Raw genomic sequence first — 18,156 nt, 5'->3', positions numbered from 1 at the left:
GCGCAAATCGGCAGTGCGCTTGATCACGCTCCGAGCCGTGTTTTCAACCAGGTCGTACGGCGGTGGTTGATCAAACGAGTCCGACGGCGGAGCGTGAAGCTTTTGGCGAGGCCGAGAGGGAACGAGCGAAGCGAAGTGGAACAAACGTCCGATGTAGCGTCCAGCTACTCCCCGCTCCCGAGGCAACTTTCTTTGGTCACTCTCTTTTTTGCCAGAAAAGAAAGTGACCGCCCCGCGCGCAAGCGGCTCACCCCTGCGGCGTAGCAGAAGAAACATCAGAGCGAAGCGCAGAAAACCGTCACTCCCCATGAGCGACCTCGGAAGCAGAAGAAGCAGAAGAAGAAGAACGCCACCGCCGGGCCACCCCCTCGAACGCCAGATAGATAACCGGCGTGGTAAACAGGGTCAGCAGCTGACTGACGATCAGCCCCCCCACCATCGTCACCCCCAGCGGGTGTCGCAACTCACTCCCGACCCCGGACCCCAGCATCAACGGCAAGGCCCCGAGCAGCGCCGCGAGGGTGGTCATCAGGATAGGCCGGAACCGCAGCAGGCAGGCCTGCCGGATCGCCTCCCGGGGCGTCAACCCCTGCTCCCGTTCGGCATCCAGCGCGAAGTCGATCATCATGATCGCGTTCTTCTTGACGATGCCGATCAGCAGCACGATGCCGATGATGGCGATGATGTCCAGGTCGAGCCTGCCCACCAGCAGGGCCAGCAAGGCCCCCAGCCCCGCCGAAGGCAGGGTCGAGAGAATCGTCACCGGATGAATGGTGCTTTCATAGAGCACTCCCAGCACGATGTACATCGTCACCACGGCCGCCAGGATCAGCAGCAGCGTGTTGCCCAGCGACGCCTGGAACGCCAGCGCGGCCCCCTGGAAACTCGTCGCCACGCTGATCGGCAGGTTCATCGCCGCCTGCTCCCGCTGGATCGCCTTCACCGCATCGCCCAGCGACACCCCTGGCGCCGCATTGAAGGAAATCGTCGCCGCCGGCAACTGCCCCACATGGTTCACCGCCAGCGCGGTAGGCCGCTCACTGACCCGCGCGACGACAGACAGCGGAATCGGCATCGCGGCCGTCGTGCTGGGCACGTACATCGACGCCAGCGCTTCCGGACCCAGCCGGAACTGCGACCCCACCTCCAGCACCACCCGGTACTGGTTCGACTGGGTGAAGATGGTCGATATGAGCCGCTGGCCGAAGGCGTCGTACAAGGCGGTGTCGATGGCCGCCACCGTCACGCCCAGCCGGCTGGCCTCGGCCCGGTCGATCTCCACCCAGGCCTGCAGGCCCCGGTCCTGCAGGTCGCTGGCGACGTCGGTGATCTCCGGAATGCCGCGCAGGCGTTCCAGCAGGCCGCTGGTCACCGTGCGCAGTTCGGCCGTGTCCGGCGACGACAGCAGGAACTGGTACTGCGTGCGCGCCACCCGGTCCTCGATGGTGAGGTCCTGCACCGGCTGCGGATACAGCTGGATGCCGGGCACATCGCGGGTCATTTCGGTCAGCCGGGCCAGCACTTCGGACATGCTGCCGCGCTGGTCCTTGGGTTTCAGGCCGATCAGCAGCCGGCCGGTATTGAGGGTGGCGTTGGCACCGTCGACACCGATGAAGGACGACACGCTGGCCACCGCCGGGTCGGCCAGCACCTTGTCTGCCAGTGCCTGCTGGCGTTCCGACATGGCGGCGAAGGAGACCGATTGCGCGGCCTCGGTGGTCGCCTGGATGGCGCCGGTGTCCTGCACCGGGAAGAAACCCTTGGGCACGACGAAGTACAGCAGCACGGTCAACGCCAGCGTGGCGGCGAACACCAGCATGGTCAGCACGCCGTGGTCGATGACCTTGTCGAGCAGGCGGCCGTAGCCGGCGATGGTGCGGTCGAAAAAGTTGCCGACCGCGTGATACAGCCGGCCGTGCCTTTCGTTTTCCTCGTGGCGCAGCAGGCGGGCGCTGAGCATCGGGGTGAGCGTCAGCGACACGACAGCCGAAATCAGGATGGCGATCACCATGGTGATGGCGAATTCATGGAACAGCCGGCCCACCACGTCGCCCATGAACAGCAGCGGAATCAGCACCGCGATGAGCGAGATGGTCAAGGAGATGATGGTGAAACCGATCTGTTTCGCGCCCTTCAATGCGGCCTGCATCGGCGTCTCGCCCTGCTCTACGTAACGTGCGATGTTCTCGATCATCACGATGGCGTCGTCCACCACGAAACCGGTCGAGATGGTCAGCGCCATCAGCGTCAGGTTGTTGATGGAAAAGCCCAGCAGATACATCACGCCCAGCGTGCCGATGAGCGAAAGCGGCACCGCCAGCGCGGGGATGAGCGTGGCCCGCACGCTGCGCAGGAAGACGAAGATGACCGCCACCACCAGCACCACCGCCAGCAGCAGTTCGAGCTGGGTGTCGAAGACAGATGCGCGGATGGTGGTGGTGCGGTCGGTCAGCACCTGCACGTCCAGCGATGCTGGCAGGGTGGACTTGAGCTGCGGCAGCAGCGCCATCACCCGGTCGACCGTCTCGATGACGTTGGCGCCGGGCTGACGCTGGATATTCAAGATGACTCCCGCCTTCATGCCCGATTCGGTGGTGCCCGCCCAGGCGGCCAGCCGGGTGTTCTCGGCCTCGTCGACGATCTCGGCGACGTCGGCCAGGCGGATCGGGTTGCCGTTCTTGAAGGCCAGGATCAGCGACTGGTATTCGGCGGCCGACTGCAGCTGGTCGTTGGCGTCGATGGTGGACGCACGCAGCGGGCCGTCGAAGCTGCCCTTGGCCTGCTTGACGTTGGCCGCCGCGATGACGGTGCGCACGTCTTCCAGCGTCATGCCTGCGGCGGCCAGGGCGCCGGGGTTGGCCCGGATACGCACCGCCGGCCGGCGTCCACCGGCGATGGCCACCAGCCCGACGCCCGCCACCTGCGAGATACGCGGCGCAATGCGGTTCTCGACCAGATCGTGCACCTTGATCACCGGCAGCGACGGCGAGGTGATGGCCAGGGTCAGCACCGGCGCATCGGCGGGATTCACCTTGCTGTAGATGGGTGGCATCGGCAGGTCGGCGGGCAACAGGTTGCCGCCGGCGTTGATGGCCGCCTGCACCTGCTGTTCGGCCACGTCCAGGCCCAGGTCGAGCGCAAAACGCAGGGTGATGACCGATGCGCCGCCCGAACTGGTGGACGACATCTGCGACAGGCCGGGCATCTGGCCGAACTGGCGTTCCAGCGGCGCGGTGACGGCCGAGGTCATCACGTCCGGGCTGGCGCCGGGGTAGAGCGTGGTGACCTGGATGGTCGGGTAGTCGACCTCCGGCAGCGCCGACAGCGGCAGCTGACGCCAGGCCAGCAGGCCGGCGATGAGCACGGCCACCATCAGCAGCGAGGTGGCGATGGGCCGCAGGATGAAAAGGCGGGACAGGTTCATGGCGCGAGGCGCGGCGGCCGACGTTGAAGATCAGCGCGCGGCGGCTGCGGGCGGCGGCGTGGGGCTGACCGGGGCGCTGGCCGGCCCCGCGTTGGACGCGTTGGGCGTGTTGGGCCTCGCACCCGCTGGCGCGCCGCCGCGCTGTTCACGCAGTTTCTGCAGATAGGCGCGTCGTTCTTCGGGCGGCATGGCCAGCACCTTGGCGCGTACATCGGGCGGCAGCCGGTCCAGGCTGCGCTGGCGGGGCTGCGCGGCGGCCGCGTCGGCTGCAGCCGCGGCATTGGCGGCGATCACCTCGACCTGAGCGCCTTCACGCAGACGGTCGGCGCCGTCGGTGACGACCTTCTCGCCCTCGTGCAGGTCGCCTGTCACGCTGGTGCGGTCGTTCTCGACCGGGCCCAGGGTGACCTTGCGCACCGCCACCTTGCCGGCATCGTCCACCGCGTATACATAGGTGCCCTGCGTGCCCCGCTGCACGGCCGCGCTGGGCACGACCAGCGTGTCCTTCAGCACATCGGTCTGCAGCGCCATGTTGACGAACTGGTTGGGGTACAGCCGGGCGTCGGCATTGGCGAACACCGCCTTGACCTTGATGGTGCCGGTGGTGTTGTCGATGGTGTTGTCGATGAAGTCGACCTGGCCGGTGGCCAGCCTGTTGCGGCGGTCGCGGTCCCAGGCTTCGACCGCCAGCGACTGGCCGGCCCGCAGCGGGCCGGTCACGCGCGGCAGGCTGGCCTCGGGGATGGAAAAGATGACGTTGATCGGCTGCGTCTGGGTGATGGTGACGATGCCGGTGGTGTCGGACGCATGCACCACATTGCCCAGGTCGGCCTGCTTGAGCCCCAGCCGGCCCGAGATCGGCGCGGTGACCCTGGTGTAGCCGAGGTTGAGTTTCGCTGCGTCGACCTGTGCCTGATCGACCTGCACCGTGCCCTGAAGCTGGCGCACCAGGGCTTCCTGGGTGTCGACCTGCTGTTTGGCGATGGAATCCTGGCCGAGCAGGTCCTGGTAGCGTTGCAGGTCGATCTGCGCGTTTTTCAGTTGCGCCTGGTCACGCGCCAGCCCGCCCGCCACCTGGGCCAGCGCGGCCTGGTAGCTGCGCGGGTCGATCTCGGCCAGCAAGGCGCCGGCCTTGACGGTGTCGCCCTCGCGGAAACGGATGGCCTTCAGTTCCCCATCGACCTTGGTGCGCACCACCGCCGTGTTCTGCGCGGTGACGGTGCCAATGGCCTGCAGCAGCACCCGGACGTCCTGCCGCCGCACCACACCGACCGATACCGGCTGTGCCGCACCGGGCGCGAAACGCCGTGCACCCGGCCCGCCGATGCCACCCGGCCCCTGCGACATGCCCGGCCCGGGCACCGAACCGGGGACCGCCGCCGCTGCGGCCTTGGCATCGCGCTGATGTTTCCAGTACCAGCCGCCGCCCGCGGCCAGCGCCACGATGACCGCGAGCCAGGCCCAGCCGGCACCCGATCGACGGCGGCGGAGCGTGGGGCGGGCGGGCACGGGTTGGGGAGACTCGGGTGGCAGGGGTGAAGACATGGGCGCTTGCTGGGGTGGGGCGTGACAACGGAATGTTACGCGGACAGCTGGCAGGCGCCGCCCAGCGACGACCCGGTTTTACGGGGGCTTTACGGGCTGAATCCTGCCGATGGCGCCCAGGTGACGGCACCGGCGAAATTCGCCTACGCAAGGCGTCACCGCCCTTTGGTAAGGTCCTGGACGATGTTATTGCTGCCTACCGTCCTCCCCGACTCCGCCCTTTTTCTCGACTTCGACGGCACTCTCGCCGACATCGCGCCGACGCCCGATGCCGTCAAGGTGCCGGGCGGACTGGTGTCCACCCTCGCCGCCCTGCACAGGCAGCTCGGGGGTGCGCTGGCCATTGTTACCGGTCGACCCATCGCCGATATCGACCACTTCCTGCACCCGCTGCAGTTGCCCATCGCGGGCGAGCACGGCGCGCAATACCGCATGGCGGACGGCAGCAGCCCCGCCATCGACCAGCCTCCGCTGGAAGAAGCGGTAGTGGCCATGAACGCCATGGCCGGGCAGCACGCCGGACTGCTGGTCGAACGCAAGTCGCATTCGGTCGCCCTGCACTACCGCCACGCGCCAGACCTGGAAGCACTGTGCCGCTCCAGCATGCAGAAAATCGTGGCCGGCAAGCCTGGCGTCGAACTGCTCTACGGCAAGTGCGTGGTCGAGGTCAAACCGGCCGGTGTTCACAAGGGGCAGGCGATCGGCGTCTTCATGTCCGCCGCGCCTTTCGCCGGCCGGGTGCCCATTTTCGCGGGTGACGACGTGACCGACGAATCCGGTTTTGCCGCCGTGCAGCAGCTGGGCGGTCGCGGCATCAAGATCGGCGAAGGCGCCAGCCAGGCGCTGCACCGCTGCCTCAGTTCGGCCGCCTTGCGCGGCTGGCTGGCCAATGCCCGCACCACGCTGGCACCGCTGGCCGAATCCGGCGGCTGGGGCGATTTGCCCGGCACGCCATCCCATCCAGAGTCTGGCAAAGGAACTGCCGAATGAGCCTTCCCGAAACCCCCACCAGCGCGGCGGCGTCGGCCGGCGAGATCGCCGGTCAGGCCGCCCGTGAATCCGCCCAGGTCGTCGGCTTCGGCCCGCCGGCTGCGCCGTCCCTGCGGGTCGGCATGATCGGCAACTGCGGCCTGAGCGCGCTGGTCGACATCCGCGGCCGCATCGTCTGGTCATGCATGCCGCGCTTCGACGGCGACCCGGTCTTCAACGCCCTGCTGCAACCGGGCACCGACGGCACCGCCTTCGCCATCGAGATCGAGGATTTCGACCGCAGCGAACAGAACTACGAACCCAACACCGCCGTGCTACGCACCCGGCTGTACGACAAGTCGGGCCATGCCATCGAGGTGATCGACTTCGCGCCGCGCTTCTTCGCGCGCCAGCGTTTCTTCCGCCCTCAGATGCTGGTGCGCCGCGTGCGGGCGCTGCACGGTTCTCCGCGCATCCGCGTCAACCTCGACCTGCGTTTCGACTGGGGCCGCGAGACTCCCAAGATCACCCGCGGCAGCAACCACATCCGGTTCGTCGGGCAGGACATGACGCTGCGGCTGAACACCGACGCACCGGTGTCGCACATCCTGTCGAAGACACCTTTCATGCTGACGCAGGACCTGCATTTCATGCTGGGCGCGGATGAAACGCTGCACGACGGCATCTCCGAGACGGCCCGCAATTTCGAGCGCGAGACCATCGCATACTGGCAGAAGTGGACCCAGCGGCTGCACCTGCCGCTGGAGTGGCAGGACGCGGTGATCCGCGCCGCCATCACCCTGAAGATGTCGCTCTACGAAGAGACCGGCGCCATCGTTGCGGCCATGACCACCAGCATTCCGGAAGCGCCGGGCAGCCAGCGCAACTGGGACTACCGTTTCTGCTGGCTGCGCGACGCCTTCTTCGTGGTGCGGGCGCTCAACAGCCTGAGCGAACTCGGCACCATGGAAGACTACCTGCGCTGGCTGGGCAACGTGGTGGTGTCGGCGCGCGGCGGCCATGTGCAGCCGCTGTACGGCATCGGCATGGAGCAGAACCTGCCTGAATCCTTCGTCGACCATCTGGCCGGTTATCGCGGCATGGGTCCGGTGCGTGTGGGCAACCAGGCGCAGGAGCATTTCCAGCACGACGTATACGGCAACATCGTGCTGGGCGCAGCCCAGGCCTTCCACGACCAGCGCCTGCTTCACCGTGCCGGCAAGGCCGAGTTCTACCAGCTGGAAGACATCGGTGAAAAGGCCATTGCCGTCTACGGCACGCCCGACGCCGGCATGTGGGAACTGCGCACCCGCGCCCGCATCCACACCTCGTCGGCCCTGATGAGCTGGGCCGCCTGCGACCGCATCGCCAAGATCGCCGACCACCTGAAGCTGCCCGAACGCGCGGCCTACTGGCACGGCCATGCCAGACGCATGCAGGAAGAGATCATCGCCAAATCGTGGAGCGAGGAGCGCCAGGCATTCGCCGAAAGCTTCGGCGGCCGTGACCTCGACGCCAGTGTGCTGCTGATGGCCGAGGTGGGTTTCATCGATCCGAAGGACCCGCGTTTCATCGCCACGGTAGAGGCCATGCAGAAGAGCCTGTGCGACGGCCCGTACATGCGCCGTTACGAGGCACCGGACGACTTCGGCAAACCGGAGACCGCATTCAACATCTGCACCTTCTGGCTGATCGACGCCCTCACCCGCATCGGCCGCAAGGAAGAAGCCCGCAGCATCTTCGAGACCATGCTCGCCGCCCGCAACCACGTGGGCATCATGAGCGAGGACACCCACCCGGAGACGGGCGAGATGTGGGGCAATTTCCCGCAGACGTATTCGATGGTCGGCATCATCAATGCCGCCATGCGCCTGTCCGCTCCCTGGGACAGCGTGATCTAGAGAAAGTGCATGCATGAGTAGATTAGTCGTCGTATCCAACCGCGTGGCGGATCCGCGCAAACAAGCTGCGGGCGGCCTGGCAGTGGCCCTGGGTGAAGCCCTCAACAAGACCGGTGGCATGTGGTTCGGCTGGAGCGGCAACATCGTCGAAGGCGGCACACCCGGCGAAGGCGAGCTGCACCAGCAGCAGGCCGGCCCGGTCAAGCTCGCCACCGTCGACCTGTGCCGCGAAGACCACGACAGTTATTACCTGGGCTACAGCAACGGCGTTCTGTGGCCGGTTTTCCATTACCGCCTCGACCTGGCGCATTTCGATGCCGACCACATCGGCGGTTATCGGCGGGTCAACCAGCTGTTCGCGCGCAAGCTGATGTCGCTGCTGAAGGAAGACGACACGATCTGGGTGCACGACTACCACCTGATCCCCCTGGCCGCCGAACTGCGCGCCATGGGCTGCAAACAGAAGATCGGTTTCTTCCTGCACATCCCGCTGCCGCCGCAGCTGATCCTGGCTGCCATTCCGCAGCATGAGTGGCTGATGCGTTCACTGTTCGCGTACGACGTGGTAGGCCTGCAGAGCGAAGCCGACGCGACCCACTTCAGCCGATATGCCGAAGCGGAGATGGGTGCCGAACCGCTGGGAAACCACCGCTTCAGGGCCTTCGGCCGCACGATCACCTGCCAGGCCTTCCCGATCGGCATCGACGTGGATGAGTTCGCCGCCCTGACCCATGCCAAGGAGGGCCGCGACACCTACGTCCGCATGAAGGAGGAATACGCCAAACGCCGGCTGCTGCTGGGCATCGACCGGCTGGATTATTCGAAAGGCATTCCGCACCGGGTGCGGGCCTTCCGTGAACTGCTGAAGCAGTACCCCGAGAACCGCGACAGCGCAACGCTGATCCAGATCGCATCGCCGACCCGTGAGAGCGTGGATGCCTACAACGACATCCGGGTCGAGCTGGAAGGCCTGTGCGGCGCCATCAACGGCGACTATGGCGAACTGGACTGGATGCCCATCCGGTACATCCACCGGATGGTGGCCCGCAAACGGATTCCGGGGCTCTGCCGCGCGGCTGCGGTCGGACTGGTCACGCCGCTGCGCGACGGCATGAACCTGGTGGCCAAGGAATACGTGGCGGCGCAGGATCCGGCCGACCCGGGCGTATTGGTGCTGTCGCGTTTTGCCGGTGCTGCCGAGCAGATGAAGGAAGCCCTGCTGGTCAATCCGTACGACACGCAAGGCACCGCGGAAAGCCTGCAGCGCGCCCTGCGCATGCCTCTGGAAGAACGCCAGCAGCGCCATCAGAAACTGCTGGCCGGCATCCGCCAGTACGACGTGCACTGGTGGCGGCGCACCTTCCTCGACGTGCTGGAGAAATCGGGCGAGTGATCACCCCGCGCTCGGCCGCGCCAGCACCAGCAGGCAGCGGAAGTCGTTGACGTTGGTGTGGGTCGGGCCGGTGACGACCAGGTCATCCAGGGTGTCGAAATACCCATGGGCGTCGTTGCGGTCCAGGTGGGCCGCGACCGAAAGACCTGCGGCGGCGGCCCGCTCCAGGGTGTCGGGCGTGACGAATGCGCCGGCGTTGTCCTCGATGCCGTCAATGCCATCGGTGTCGGCGGCGATGGCCCAGATTCCGGGTTCGCCCTGCAGGGCTTGCACGAGGCCCAGGCAGAACTCCCCGGCCCGACCGCCCCTGCCCTTGGGCATGCCAGCGGGTCGAGGCTTCACGGTCACCGTGGTTTCGCCACCCGAGAGAATCACGCAGGGTGCCCGGAAGGGCGCGCCGCGCCGCGCCACCGCACGCGCCAGCGCCGCATGAACCTTGCCGACTTCACGCGATTCACCTTCGATCTCATCGCTCAGGATGTGGGCGTCAAAACCCATCACGCGCGCAGCGCTGGCCGCGGCTTCGAGGGATTGCTGCGGCGCGGCGATCATCCGTACCTCGCTGCGGTCGAACACCGCGTCGCCGGGTTTGGGGGTCTCCAGCGAACCCGATGCCAGCGCGGCATGCACTGCTGGCGGAATGTCGATGCCGTAGCGCTGCAATACCTGCAAGGCGTCGGCGCAGGTGCCGGGGTCGGCCACCGTAGGGCCGCTGGCGATCACCGCCGGATCGTCACCCGGCACATCGCTGATCACCAGAGTCACCAGCCTCGCCGGGCCGCATGCAGCCGCCAGCCTGCCGCCCTTGATGCGCGACAGGTGTTTGCGCACGCAGTTCATCTCGCCGATGTGGGCGCCTGACAGCAGCAGTTCACGGTTGATACGCTGTTTGTCGGCCAGCGTCAGGCCGTCGCAGGGCAGCGTGAGCAGGGCCGAACCGCCGCCGGAAATCAGGCACAGCACCAGGTCGTCGGCGGTCAGGTCGGCGACCACGTCCAGCATGCGTTGCGCGGCGCGCTGCCCGGCTTCGTCGGGTACCGGATGCGACGCCTCGACCACCTCGATACGTTCGGCGAGCCCGGCCGGCCGAGGCGGAACATGGCCGTAGCGGGTGACCACCAGGCCGGACATCGGTGCATCGGCAGGCCACAGCGCCTCGACCGCCTGCGCCATGGCGGCGCCCGCCTTGCCGGCGCCGATCACCACGGTGCGGCCCTTCGGTGGCGGCGGCAGGAACGCAGGCACGGTGTGCGAAGGCTGGGCGCGCTGCACGGCGGCGTCGTAAAGCTGGCGCAACAGCGCACGCGGGTCGACGGAGGGGTTCATGCGGGTTTCACCATGTTGGCCGGCTGACCGCGCACGAAGCCTTCGATGTTGTCGATCAGCTGGTCGGCAAGGGCCTGCACCGCCTCGTCGCTGGCCCACGCCACATGCGGCGTGAGGATGAAATCGGGGCGGTCGAGCAGCGCCATGAAGGGGTGATCCATCGGCGGTGGCTCGACGCTGACCACGTCGAAACCGGCGCCTGATATCTGCCCGGCTTCCAGCGCCGGGCCGACTGCCGATTCGTCGACCAGTCCGCCGCGCCCGGTGTTGATCAGCAGCGGTTTCCTGGCCATCGACGCGAACTCCGGCGCGCCGATCATGCCGCGGGTGGACGGCCGCAGCGGGCAGTGCAGCGTGATGACGTCGGAGCGCGCCAGAACTTCCTCGAACGGTGTGTAGAGCGAACCCTGGCCGCTGCGCCCCTTGTGCGCTGAAAACAGGACTTTCATGCCCAGGGCGCGGCCGATGTCGGCGACTGCATTGCCCAATGCGCCATCGCCGACGATGCCCAGCGTGGAGCCGGCCAGGTCGCGGATGGGATGATCGAAGAAACAGAACTGTCGAGATGCCTGCCAGCGCCCCGCGCGCACCGAGTCGCGGTACGCCACGATGCTGCGGCGAAGGGCGAAGATCAGCGCGAAGGTGTGTTCGGGCACCGCATTCCGGGCGTAGTCGCGGATGTTGCTGACCACGATACCGCGCGCGGCGCAGGCGGCGATGTCCAGGTTGTCGGTGCCGGTGGCGGCCACGGCCACCATGCGCAGTTTCGGCGCCGCTGCCAGGGCATCGGCGCCCAGCCTGACCTTGTTGACGATGACGATGTCGGCATCGGCGATACGTTCGGCGACCTGCCCGGGGTCGGTGCGGTGGAACACCTGCAGTTCGTGTTCGAAGGCGGCGGCGCGCAGCACGGTTTGCGGTGAAAGCGTGTCGCGGTCGAGGAAGACGATCTTCATGGATGGCATGGCGTTTCTGGGCGCAGCGTGCGCGGAGGCAAAAGGATAGTTCAGCCGCGTCGCAGGGCGTCGGCGCGCACCCATTCGGCGGCCTTTTCGGCCAGCATCAGCGTCGGGCTGTTGGTGTTGCCGCTGGTGATGGTGGGCATGGCGCTGGCGTCCACCACACGCAGGCCGCCGATGACACCGCCCTTGCCGTCACGCACCCGCATGCGGGCGTCCAGCACCGCCATCGGGTCGCCGTCGGCACCCATGGCCGCCGTGCCGACCGGGTGGAAGATGGTGGTGGCGATTTCACCGGCCAGGCGTGCCAGGTCTTCGTCGCTCTGGTACTGGATGCCGGGCTTGAACTCCTGCGGCTGGTATTGCGCCAGTGCCTCCTGCGCGACGATGCGGCGCGTCACCCGCAGGGAATCGGACGCCACCTGGCGGTCTTCCGCGGTCGACAGGTAGTTGGGTGCGATAGCCGGCGCATCGGCCCAGCCCGGGCCCTTGATGGCGACCCTGCCGCGGCTGGTCGGGTTGAGGTTGCACACGCTGGCGGTGAACGCGCCGAAGGCATGCAGCGGGTCGCCGAACGCTTCCAGCGACAGCGGCTGCACGTGGTATTCGATGTTGGGCCAGGGCCGGTCGGGCGAACTGCGGGTGAAGGCGCCCAGCTGCGAGGGCGCCATGCTCATCGGGCCGGTGCGCGACAGCAGGTATTCCATGCCGATGCGCGCCTTGCCCCACCACGACGAGGCCAGGATGTTGAGGGTGGGCGCGCCCTCGATCCTGTAGACCGCGCGGATCTGCAGATGGTCCTGCAGGTTGGCGCCGACGCCGGGCAGGTCGGCCGTCACGCCGATGCCGTGCTGCTGCAGCAAGGCACCGGGGCCGATGCCGGACAGCTGCAGCAGCTGCGGCGAGCCGATGGCGCCGGCGCACAGGATGACCTCGCCCCCGGCATGCACGGTGACGGCCTCGTGGCCGGTCCACACCTCGGCGCCGGCGCATCGCTGGCTACCGTCGGCCTGCGGCTCGATCAGCAGGCGCATCACCTGCGCATTGGTCCACAGCTCGAAGTTGGGGCGGCCGTAACAGATCGGCCGCAGAAATGCCTTGGCACTGTTCCAGCGCAGGCCGTTCTTCTGGTTGACCTGGAAGTAGCCCACACCTTCGTTGTCGCCCTGGTTGAAGTCGGTGCTGTGCGGGATGCCGGCCTGCTGCGCGGCCTGGGCGAAGGCGTCGAGGATGTCCCAGCGCAACCTTTGTTTGTCGACCCGCCATTCGCCGCCGGCGCCATGCATTTCGTTGGCGCCGAGGTAATGGTCTTCGTGTTTCTTGAAGGCCGGCAGCACGTTCTGCCAGCGCCAGGTGTCGTCGCCGGTGATGCGGGCCCAGCCGTCGTAGTCACGCGCCTGGCCGCGCATGTAGATCATGCCGTTGATGCTGGACGAGCCGCCGAGCGTCTTGCCGCGTGGGTAACGCAGCACACGGCCGTTGAGTCCGGCCTCGGCCTCGGTGTTGTAGAGCCAGTCGGTACGCGGATTGCCGATGCAGTAGAGGTAACCGACCGGAATGTGGATCCAGTGATAGTCGTCCTTCCGGCCGGCCTCTATGAGGAGGACTCGCTTCTGCGAATCGGCCGACAGGCGGTTGGCCATGAGGGCGCCGGCGGTGCCGGCACCGATGACGATGTAGTCGAAGGTGAATTCATCCACGCTGCTTGTCTCCAGACCGGCATCTGTGTGCCGTGGATTCATTGTGCAGCGCGCGGCACGCGAATCAAAAAAGGCCGGCCACCTTGCGGTGCCGGCCCTGCGTGCCACTGTGTCTCAGGCGCGACGCCGGAGGGGTGTCAGACGCCCCAGACGACGTCCTGGTGTTCGGCATGGCTGCGGGTCAGCATGTCGATGAACGGAGCCACCCGGCGGCGCAGGCTGATATTGCCTTCGGTGTGAATGTGGTCGTCGCCCTGGTGGTGGTCGCCGATGGATTCGGCAACGTCGGGCTGCGCATCGTGCTCGGCGACCGCCTTGCGCAGTGCGGCGACAGCGTCGGGAATCTGGTCCACGGTGATGATGCCCTGGGGGCCGGGATCCTTGCCGATGATGCGCAGGACCTGCTGTGCGCTCGTTTCGAGCAAGATGACTTCTGCCGTGGCGCGTGACTTGAACTTCAGCATGCGACCTTCCTTTCTTCTGTGTAGATGTATCCCCTCTCGAAGGGATACACCGATTGTGCGCCGGGCAGACGCCCTGTATGTAGGTTGCCGTCGGGACGGGTCGCCAGAATCTGGTGCAGGGAGATCCAGTTGCGTTCGAAACCCATGGCGCAACCCGACAGGTAGAGCCGGTAGGCGCGCAGCACCTTCTCCGCCCGCTCGGCGCCGCCGGCGGCGGTCAGCACTTCGCGCGCCGGGTCGAGCCGGGCTTCCAGCGCATCCGACCAGGCCCACAGCGTGCGGGCGTAATGCGGCCGCAGGCTTTCGACGTCGACCGACTCCAGGCCGGCTTCGGCCATGTCGTGCAGCACATTGCTGATGTGGATGAGTTCGCCGCCGGGAAAAATGTATTTCTCGATGAAGTCGCCCATGCCCGCGCCGAGCTGCTGGTTGTCCAGCCCGCCAGCGGTGATTCCGTGGTTCAGCACCATGCCGCCGGGTTGCAGCAGGCGCATCAGCTGGCCGAAATATTCGACCATGCGTGCACGGCCCACGTGTTCGAACATGCCGACCGACGATATCTTCTGGAACGGTTGTTCCGTCGGCAGGTCGCGGTAGTCGCACAGCCTGACCTGCACCCGGCTACCCAGCCCGCGCTCTTCGATGAGCCTCTGCACATGGGCATGCTGGTTGCGCGACAGCGTGATCCCGGTGGCATTCACACCGTAATGCTCGGCAGCCCACAGCAGCAGCGCGCCCCAGCCGCAACCGACGTCCAGGTAACGCTCGCCGGGCTGCAGGTCGAGCTTGCGGCAGATGTGGTCGAGCTTGGCTTCCTGGGCCTGCGCCAGGGTCATGTCGGTGTCGCGGTAATAGGCGCACGAATAGACACGGCGCGGGTCGAGCCACAACGCATAGAAGTCGTCTGAAACATCGTAGTGGAACTCGATCTGCGCAGCATCGCGTTCCCTGGTATGGGCCGCCAGGGAGCGGGCCTTGCGGAGAATGGGTGACCACCATCGCCGGTCGTCCTGTGTGGGATCGCCGGTCAGCAGGCCGGCCGCGACCTGCATCAGGTCGCGCATGCGGCCCTGGATCTCGACCCGGCCTTCGACCACCGCCTCGGCCAGGCTGCCGATCTGTCCAGCCACCAGGCGGGCCAGGGTCGTCATGTCACCGATGCGGAGCATGACCGCGGCTTGCGCCGGGCCGAGACGTTCACCGCCGGGTAGCTGCAGCGCGACACTTACCGGAAGTCGCCGCAGCCGTTCCTCGATCTGTCGTTGGAAAGCATGCATGGGATAAATTTTTCTACTGGTGTTAAGAAACGTCAACAGCCTGCATGTCAGACAAATGCGCAACTTCCCTCTCCAGATCAGCTCGGAACTTTAAGAAATGCCGAATCTTTCGAAACACTTTCAATCGGCATCCACCTGGCTTTCAACTCGCTTTTAAATTCATGTCCATGGCATTCATTTCGAAGTTTTCACGGCCGTTGGTCTTTGCTGCGTCATTGGGGGTACTGGCCGGTTGCGCCGGCCCTGGCGGCAGTGGCGTGGGTTATTACTGGCAATCCTTCAGCGGCCATCTGCAGCTGATGCGATCCGCACGGCCGGTGGACGACTGGCTGAACGATGCCAGCACCAGCAACGCGCTGAAAGACCGCTTGCGCCTGTCGCAGCGCATCCGCGCCTTCGCCTCGCGTGAGCTGGGCCTGCCCGACAACCCGAGCTATCGCCGGTATGCCGACCTTCACCGCACGGCCGCCGTCTGGAACGTGGTGGCCGCGCCGCCGCTGTCGCTGAAGCTGGAGACCTGGTGTTTCCCGATCACCGGATGCATCGGCTATCGCGGCTACTACAGCGAGGCGACCGCACGCGAAGAAGCCGCCGGGCTGGCGGGCCAGGGGCTGGAAGTGTCGGTTTACGGTGTACCGGCCTATTCGACGCTGGGCTGGCTGAACTGGGCCGGCGGAGACCCGTTGCTGAGCACCTTCATCGGCTACCCGGAGGGCGAACTGGCCCGCATGGTCTTCCATGAACTGGCACACCAGGTGGTCTATGCCGAGGGCGACACCACCTTCAACGAGTCCTTCGCCACCGCGGTCGAACAGCTGGGCCGCGACCGCTGGCTGGCCAGCGAAGCCTCGCCCGAAGCGCGGGCGGTCTACACACGTTTCGCCGGCCGGCAACACGATTTCCGCGACCTGACCCGCGACACCCGGCGAGCGCTGGAAGACGTGTACCGCGCCGACGACGCACCCGCTGCCGAAAAGACCGAACAGAAACAGCGGGTCATGGCCGACTTCCGCGCGCGATACGCGGTGCTGCGTGAAAAATGGGGAGGCGATGGGGCCGGCGTGGCGGGATACGACCGTTGGGTGGCCGAAGCCAACAACGCGTCGTTCGGCGCATTGGCGGCCTACGACACCCTGGTGCCGGCCTTCGAGGCGCTGTTCGCGAGGGTGGCGGCCGAGGCCCCGACGCCGCAGCAGGCGTGGCCGCTGTTCTATGCGGAGGTCAGGCGACTGTCTGCATTGCCCGCGGCCGAGCGCCTTGCCGCGCTGCAGGCGCTGGCGCCGGCCTGAGTCAGCGCTGTGGCGCCGGTGCCGCGAACCAGCTCTTCACCAGTTCGACCCAGCAGCTGGCGCCGACCGGAATGAGTTCGTCGTTGAAGTCGTAGCTCGGGTTGTGCAGCATGCACGGTCCCAGACCGTGGCCGGCGTCGCGGTGGCCACCGTCGCCGTTGGCCAGGAAGGCATAGGCGCCGGGTTTGGCCATCAGCATGTACGAGAAGTCTTCGGCGCCCATGGTGGGTTCCTGCTCGGGCACGTTTTCGACGCCCAGCACCCGCTGCGCCACGCCGCGCAGGAAGTCGGCTTCATGTGCGTGGTTGATGGTCGGCGGATAGTTGCGGTCGAAAATGAATTCGCAGCTGGCCTCGAAGGCGGCGCAGGTGTGTTCGGCCACCTGGCGCATGCGGCGTTCGATCAGGTCGAGCACCTCGATGCTGAAGGTGCGCACCGTGCCTTCGATCACGCAGGTGTCGGGCACCACGTTGGTGGCTTCGCCGGTATGGATCATGGTCACCGAGATGACACCCGCATCCAGCGGCTTCTTGTTGCGGCTGATGATGTTCTGGAAACCCTGCACCATCTGGCAGGCGACCGGCACCGGATCGATGCCCATGTTGGGCATGGCGGCGTGGCAGCCCTTGCCGCGGATGACAATCTTGAATTCATTGGACGACGCCATCACCGGCCCGGCGCTCACCGCCATCTGGCCGGCCTTCATGCCGGGCCAGTTGTGCAGGCCGAACACGGCTTCGCACGGAAAACGTTCGAACAGGCCTTCCTCGACCATCAGCCGGCCGCCGCCTCCGCCTTCTTCGGCGGGCTGGAAGATCAGGTGCACGGTGCCGTCGAAGTCGCGGTTCTTCGCCAGATGCTGGGCTGCGGCCAGCAGGATCGCGGTGTGGCCGTCGTGGCCGCAGGCATGCATGCGGCCGGGGTTGAGGCTGGCATGGCCGAAAGTGTTTTTTTCCTGGATCGGCAGCGCATCCATGTCGGCGCGGATGCCGATGGTGCGTTTGCCGGTGTCGCGCTGGCCGCGGATGACACCGACCAGGCCGGTCCTGCCGATGTCGCGGTGCACCGGGATGCCCCAGGACTGGAGTTTTTCGGCGACCAGGTTCGAGGTGCGGATCTCTTCGAAACCGAGCTCGGGGTGGGCGTGGATGTCGCGTCGCAACGCGATGATGGCCGGCAGATCGGCCTGAAGGGTGGCTGGGGAAGTCATGCGGGGTTCCTGTCACCGGCGGGCCGGCTGTGCGGCCAGTCTACCGGTGTGTTCGTGCGAGTGTCACGGCCTCGCAAACAGCATGCCGCGCCGCCAGGTTTCGGTGATCAGCATCAGCGGGCCGTCGGGCGTGTGCAGCGTGTGCGTGCGGGTGGCCTCGGGGTCCGGCTGGCCGCAAGCCAGCCATAGCTTCCGCCGCAGCGCTTCGGCGCTTTCGTCTCCGACCGCATCGAAGACCCGCCGAACCCATAGCCGCTCCAGCAGATGGCCGATGGGCGCGCTGCCGGCTTCCAGGTCGCGGCGCATGTCGGGCGGCAGTCCGTCCAGGGCGATGTAGCTGAGGTTGTCCATCAGCGCCTGGCCGTGCGCCGCCAGGCAGACGCGGCGTTCGATGAAACGGCGGCCCGGCAGGCGCTGGCGCACGATCTCCGGCACGTCGCCGGTGACGATCTGGTGCGGCACATAAAGCTGTACCGGGCCGCCGGCCACCGTTTCGCACAGGCGGGTGGTGGAACCGTCCTGGGCCAGCAGCAGCCGCAGGGTGCGGAGCTCGTCCGCAGCGTGTGCGGCGGGCAGCCCGGGCTGGCGGAAACACTGGCGGATGAGGCTGGCAGGTGGGTCGGAAAGGGTCACGGCGATCAGGGGAAAAACAACAACGTGAAGTCTATTGGCCCATTTCCCCCTAAAATAGATAGCAAG

13 protein-coding genes are annotated in these 18,156 nt (G+C 66.7%); 4 read left to right on the top strand and 9 right to left on the bottom strand.

From position 1 onward, the window contains the following. Window positions 1–298: 298 nt before the first annotated feature. Together AC3ANW_RS01080 and AC3ANW_RS01075 are read right to left on the bottom strand one after the other, a co-directional pair. A complete protein-coding gene (locus AC3ANW_RS01080) occupies window positions 299–3,424 on the bottom strand; it encodes an MdtB/MuxB family multidrug efflux RND transporter permease subunit (protein WP_488343368.1) in 3,126 nt (1,041 codons plus the stop codon). A gap of 30 nt (window positions 3,425–3,454) precedes the next feature. Beyond that, complete coding sequence (locus tag AC3ANW_RS01075) at window positions 3,455–4,969, bottom strand: MdtA/MuxA family multidrug efflux RND transporter periplasmic adaptor subunit (protein ID WP_488343367.1); 1,515 nt, start codon at window positions 4,967–4,969, stop codon at window positions 3,455–3,457. A gap of 183 nt (window positions 4,970–5,152) precedes the next feature. On the opposite strand from AC3ANW_RS01075, the gene otsB reads away from it, so the two are divergent. Genes otsB through otsA form a run of 3 tightly spaced genes read left to right on the top strand, consistent with a single transcriptional unit; the run spans window position 5,153 to window position 9,232 of the window. Then, window positions 5,153–5,959 carry a trehalose-phosphatase gene (gene otsB / locus AC3ANW_RS01070; protein WP_488343366.1) on the top strand — a complete coding sequence of 269 codons (807 nt, stop codon included), beginning with the start codon at window positions 5,153–5,155 and terminating at the stop codon, window positions 5,957–5,959. After that, entirely contained in the window at window positions 5,956–7,839 is a 1,884-nt protein-coding gene (locus AC3ANW_RS01065; RefSeq protein WP_488343365.1) for a glycoside hydrolase family 15 protein, read from the top strand. The genes otsB and AC3ANW_RS01065 overlap by 4 nt, the downstream gene beginning before the upstream one ends. A 13-nt stretch (window positions 7,840–7,852) precedes the next feature. Then, on the top strand, window positions 7,853–9,232 hold the full coding sequence (gene otsA, locus AC3ANW_RS01060; RefSeq protein WP_488343364.1) for an alpha,alpha-trehalose-phosphate synthase (UDP-forming): 1,380 nt from the start codon (window positions 7,853–7,855) through the stop codon (window positions 9,230–9,232). Here the strand turns inward: otsA and AC3ANW_RS01055 are convergent, their stop codons facing one another. The 5 genes from AC3ANW_RS01055 to AC3ANW_RS01035 all read right to left on the bottom strand — a co-directional run bounded on the left by AC3ANW_RS01055 (window position 9,233) and on the right by AC3ANW_RS01035 (window position 14,958). Next, window positions 9,233–10,558: a glycerate kinase type-2 family protein gene (locus AC3ANW_RS01055; protein ID WP_488343363.1), complete on the bottom strand. Its 1,326-nt coding sequence runs from the start codon at window positions 10,556–10,558 to the stop codon at window positions 9,233–9,235. Beyond that, window positions 10,555–11,514 carry a D-2-hydroxyacid dehydrogenase gene (locus tag AC3ANW_RS01050; RefSeq protein ID WP_488343362.1) on the bottom strand — a complete coding sequence of 320 codons (960 nt, stop codon included), beginning with the start codon at window positions 11,512–11,514 and terminating at the stop codon, window positions 10,555–10,557. Before AC3ANW_RS01050 ends, AC3ANW_RS01055 begins: the two co-directional genes overlap by 4 nt. Window positions 11,515–11,564: 50 nt before the next feature. Further along, entirely contained in the window at window positions 11,565–13,217 is a 1,653-nt protein-coding gene (locus AC3ANW_RS01045; protein ID WP_488343361.1) for a GMC family oxidoreductase, read from the bottom strand. A gap of 137 nt (window positions 13,218–13,354) precedes the next feature. Next, window positions 13,355–13,681 carry a DUF1840 domain-containing protein gene (locus tag AC3ANW_RS01040; protein ID WP_488343360.1) on the bottom strand — a complete coding sequence of 109 codons (327 nt, stop codon included), beginning with the start codon at window positions 13,679–13,681 and terminating at the stop codon, window positions 13,355–13,357. Further along, entirely contained in the window at window positions 13,675–14,958 is a 1,284-nt protein-coding gene (locus AC3ANW_RS01035) for a class I SAM-dependent methyltransferase (RefSeq protein WP_488343359.1), read from the bottom strand. Before AC3ANW_RS01035 ends, AC3ANW_RS01040 begins: the two co-directional genes overlap by 7 nt. Window positions 14,959–15,125: 167 nt before the next feature. On the opposite strand from AC3ANW_RS01035, the gene AC3ANW_RS01030 reads away from it, so the two are divergent. Beyond that, window positions 15,126–16,247 (top strand): aminopeptidase, encoded by a 1,122-nt coding sequence (locus AC3ANW_RS01030; protein WP_488343358.1) that lies wholly within the window; start codon window positions 15,126–15,128, stop codon window positions 16,245–16,247. Window position 16,248: 1 nt separating this feature from the next. Here AC3ANW_RS01030 and AC3ANW_RS01025 read toward each other — a convergent pair whose 3' ends face one another. Beyond that, on the bottom strand, window positions 16,249–17,457 hold the full coding sequence (locus tag AC3ANW_RS01025; RefSeq protein WP_488343357.1) for a M20 aminoacylase family protein: 1,209 nt from the start codon (window positions 17,455–17,457) through the stop codon (window positions 16,249–16,251). Between the two features lie 63 nt (window positions 17,458–17,520). Further along, a complete protein-coding gene (locus AC3ANW_RS01020) occupies window positions 17,521–18,090 on the bottom strand; it encodes a chorismate--pyruvate lyase family protein (protein ID WP_488343356.1) in 570 nt (189 codons plus the stop codon). Window positions 18,091–18,156: the final 66 nt, after the last annotated feature.

Source organism: Xylophilus sp. PBN-3R, assembly GCF_057747805.1.
The sequence above is the reverse complement of the archived record's forward strand: the minus strand, read 5'-3'. Positions and strand labels throughout refer to the sequence as shown.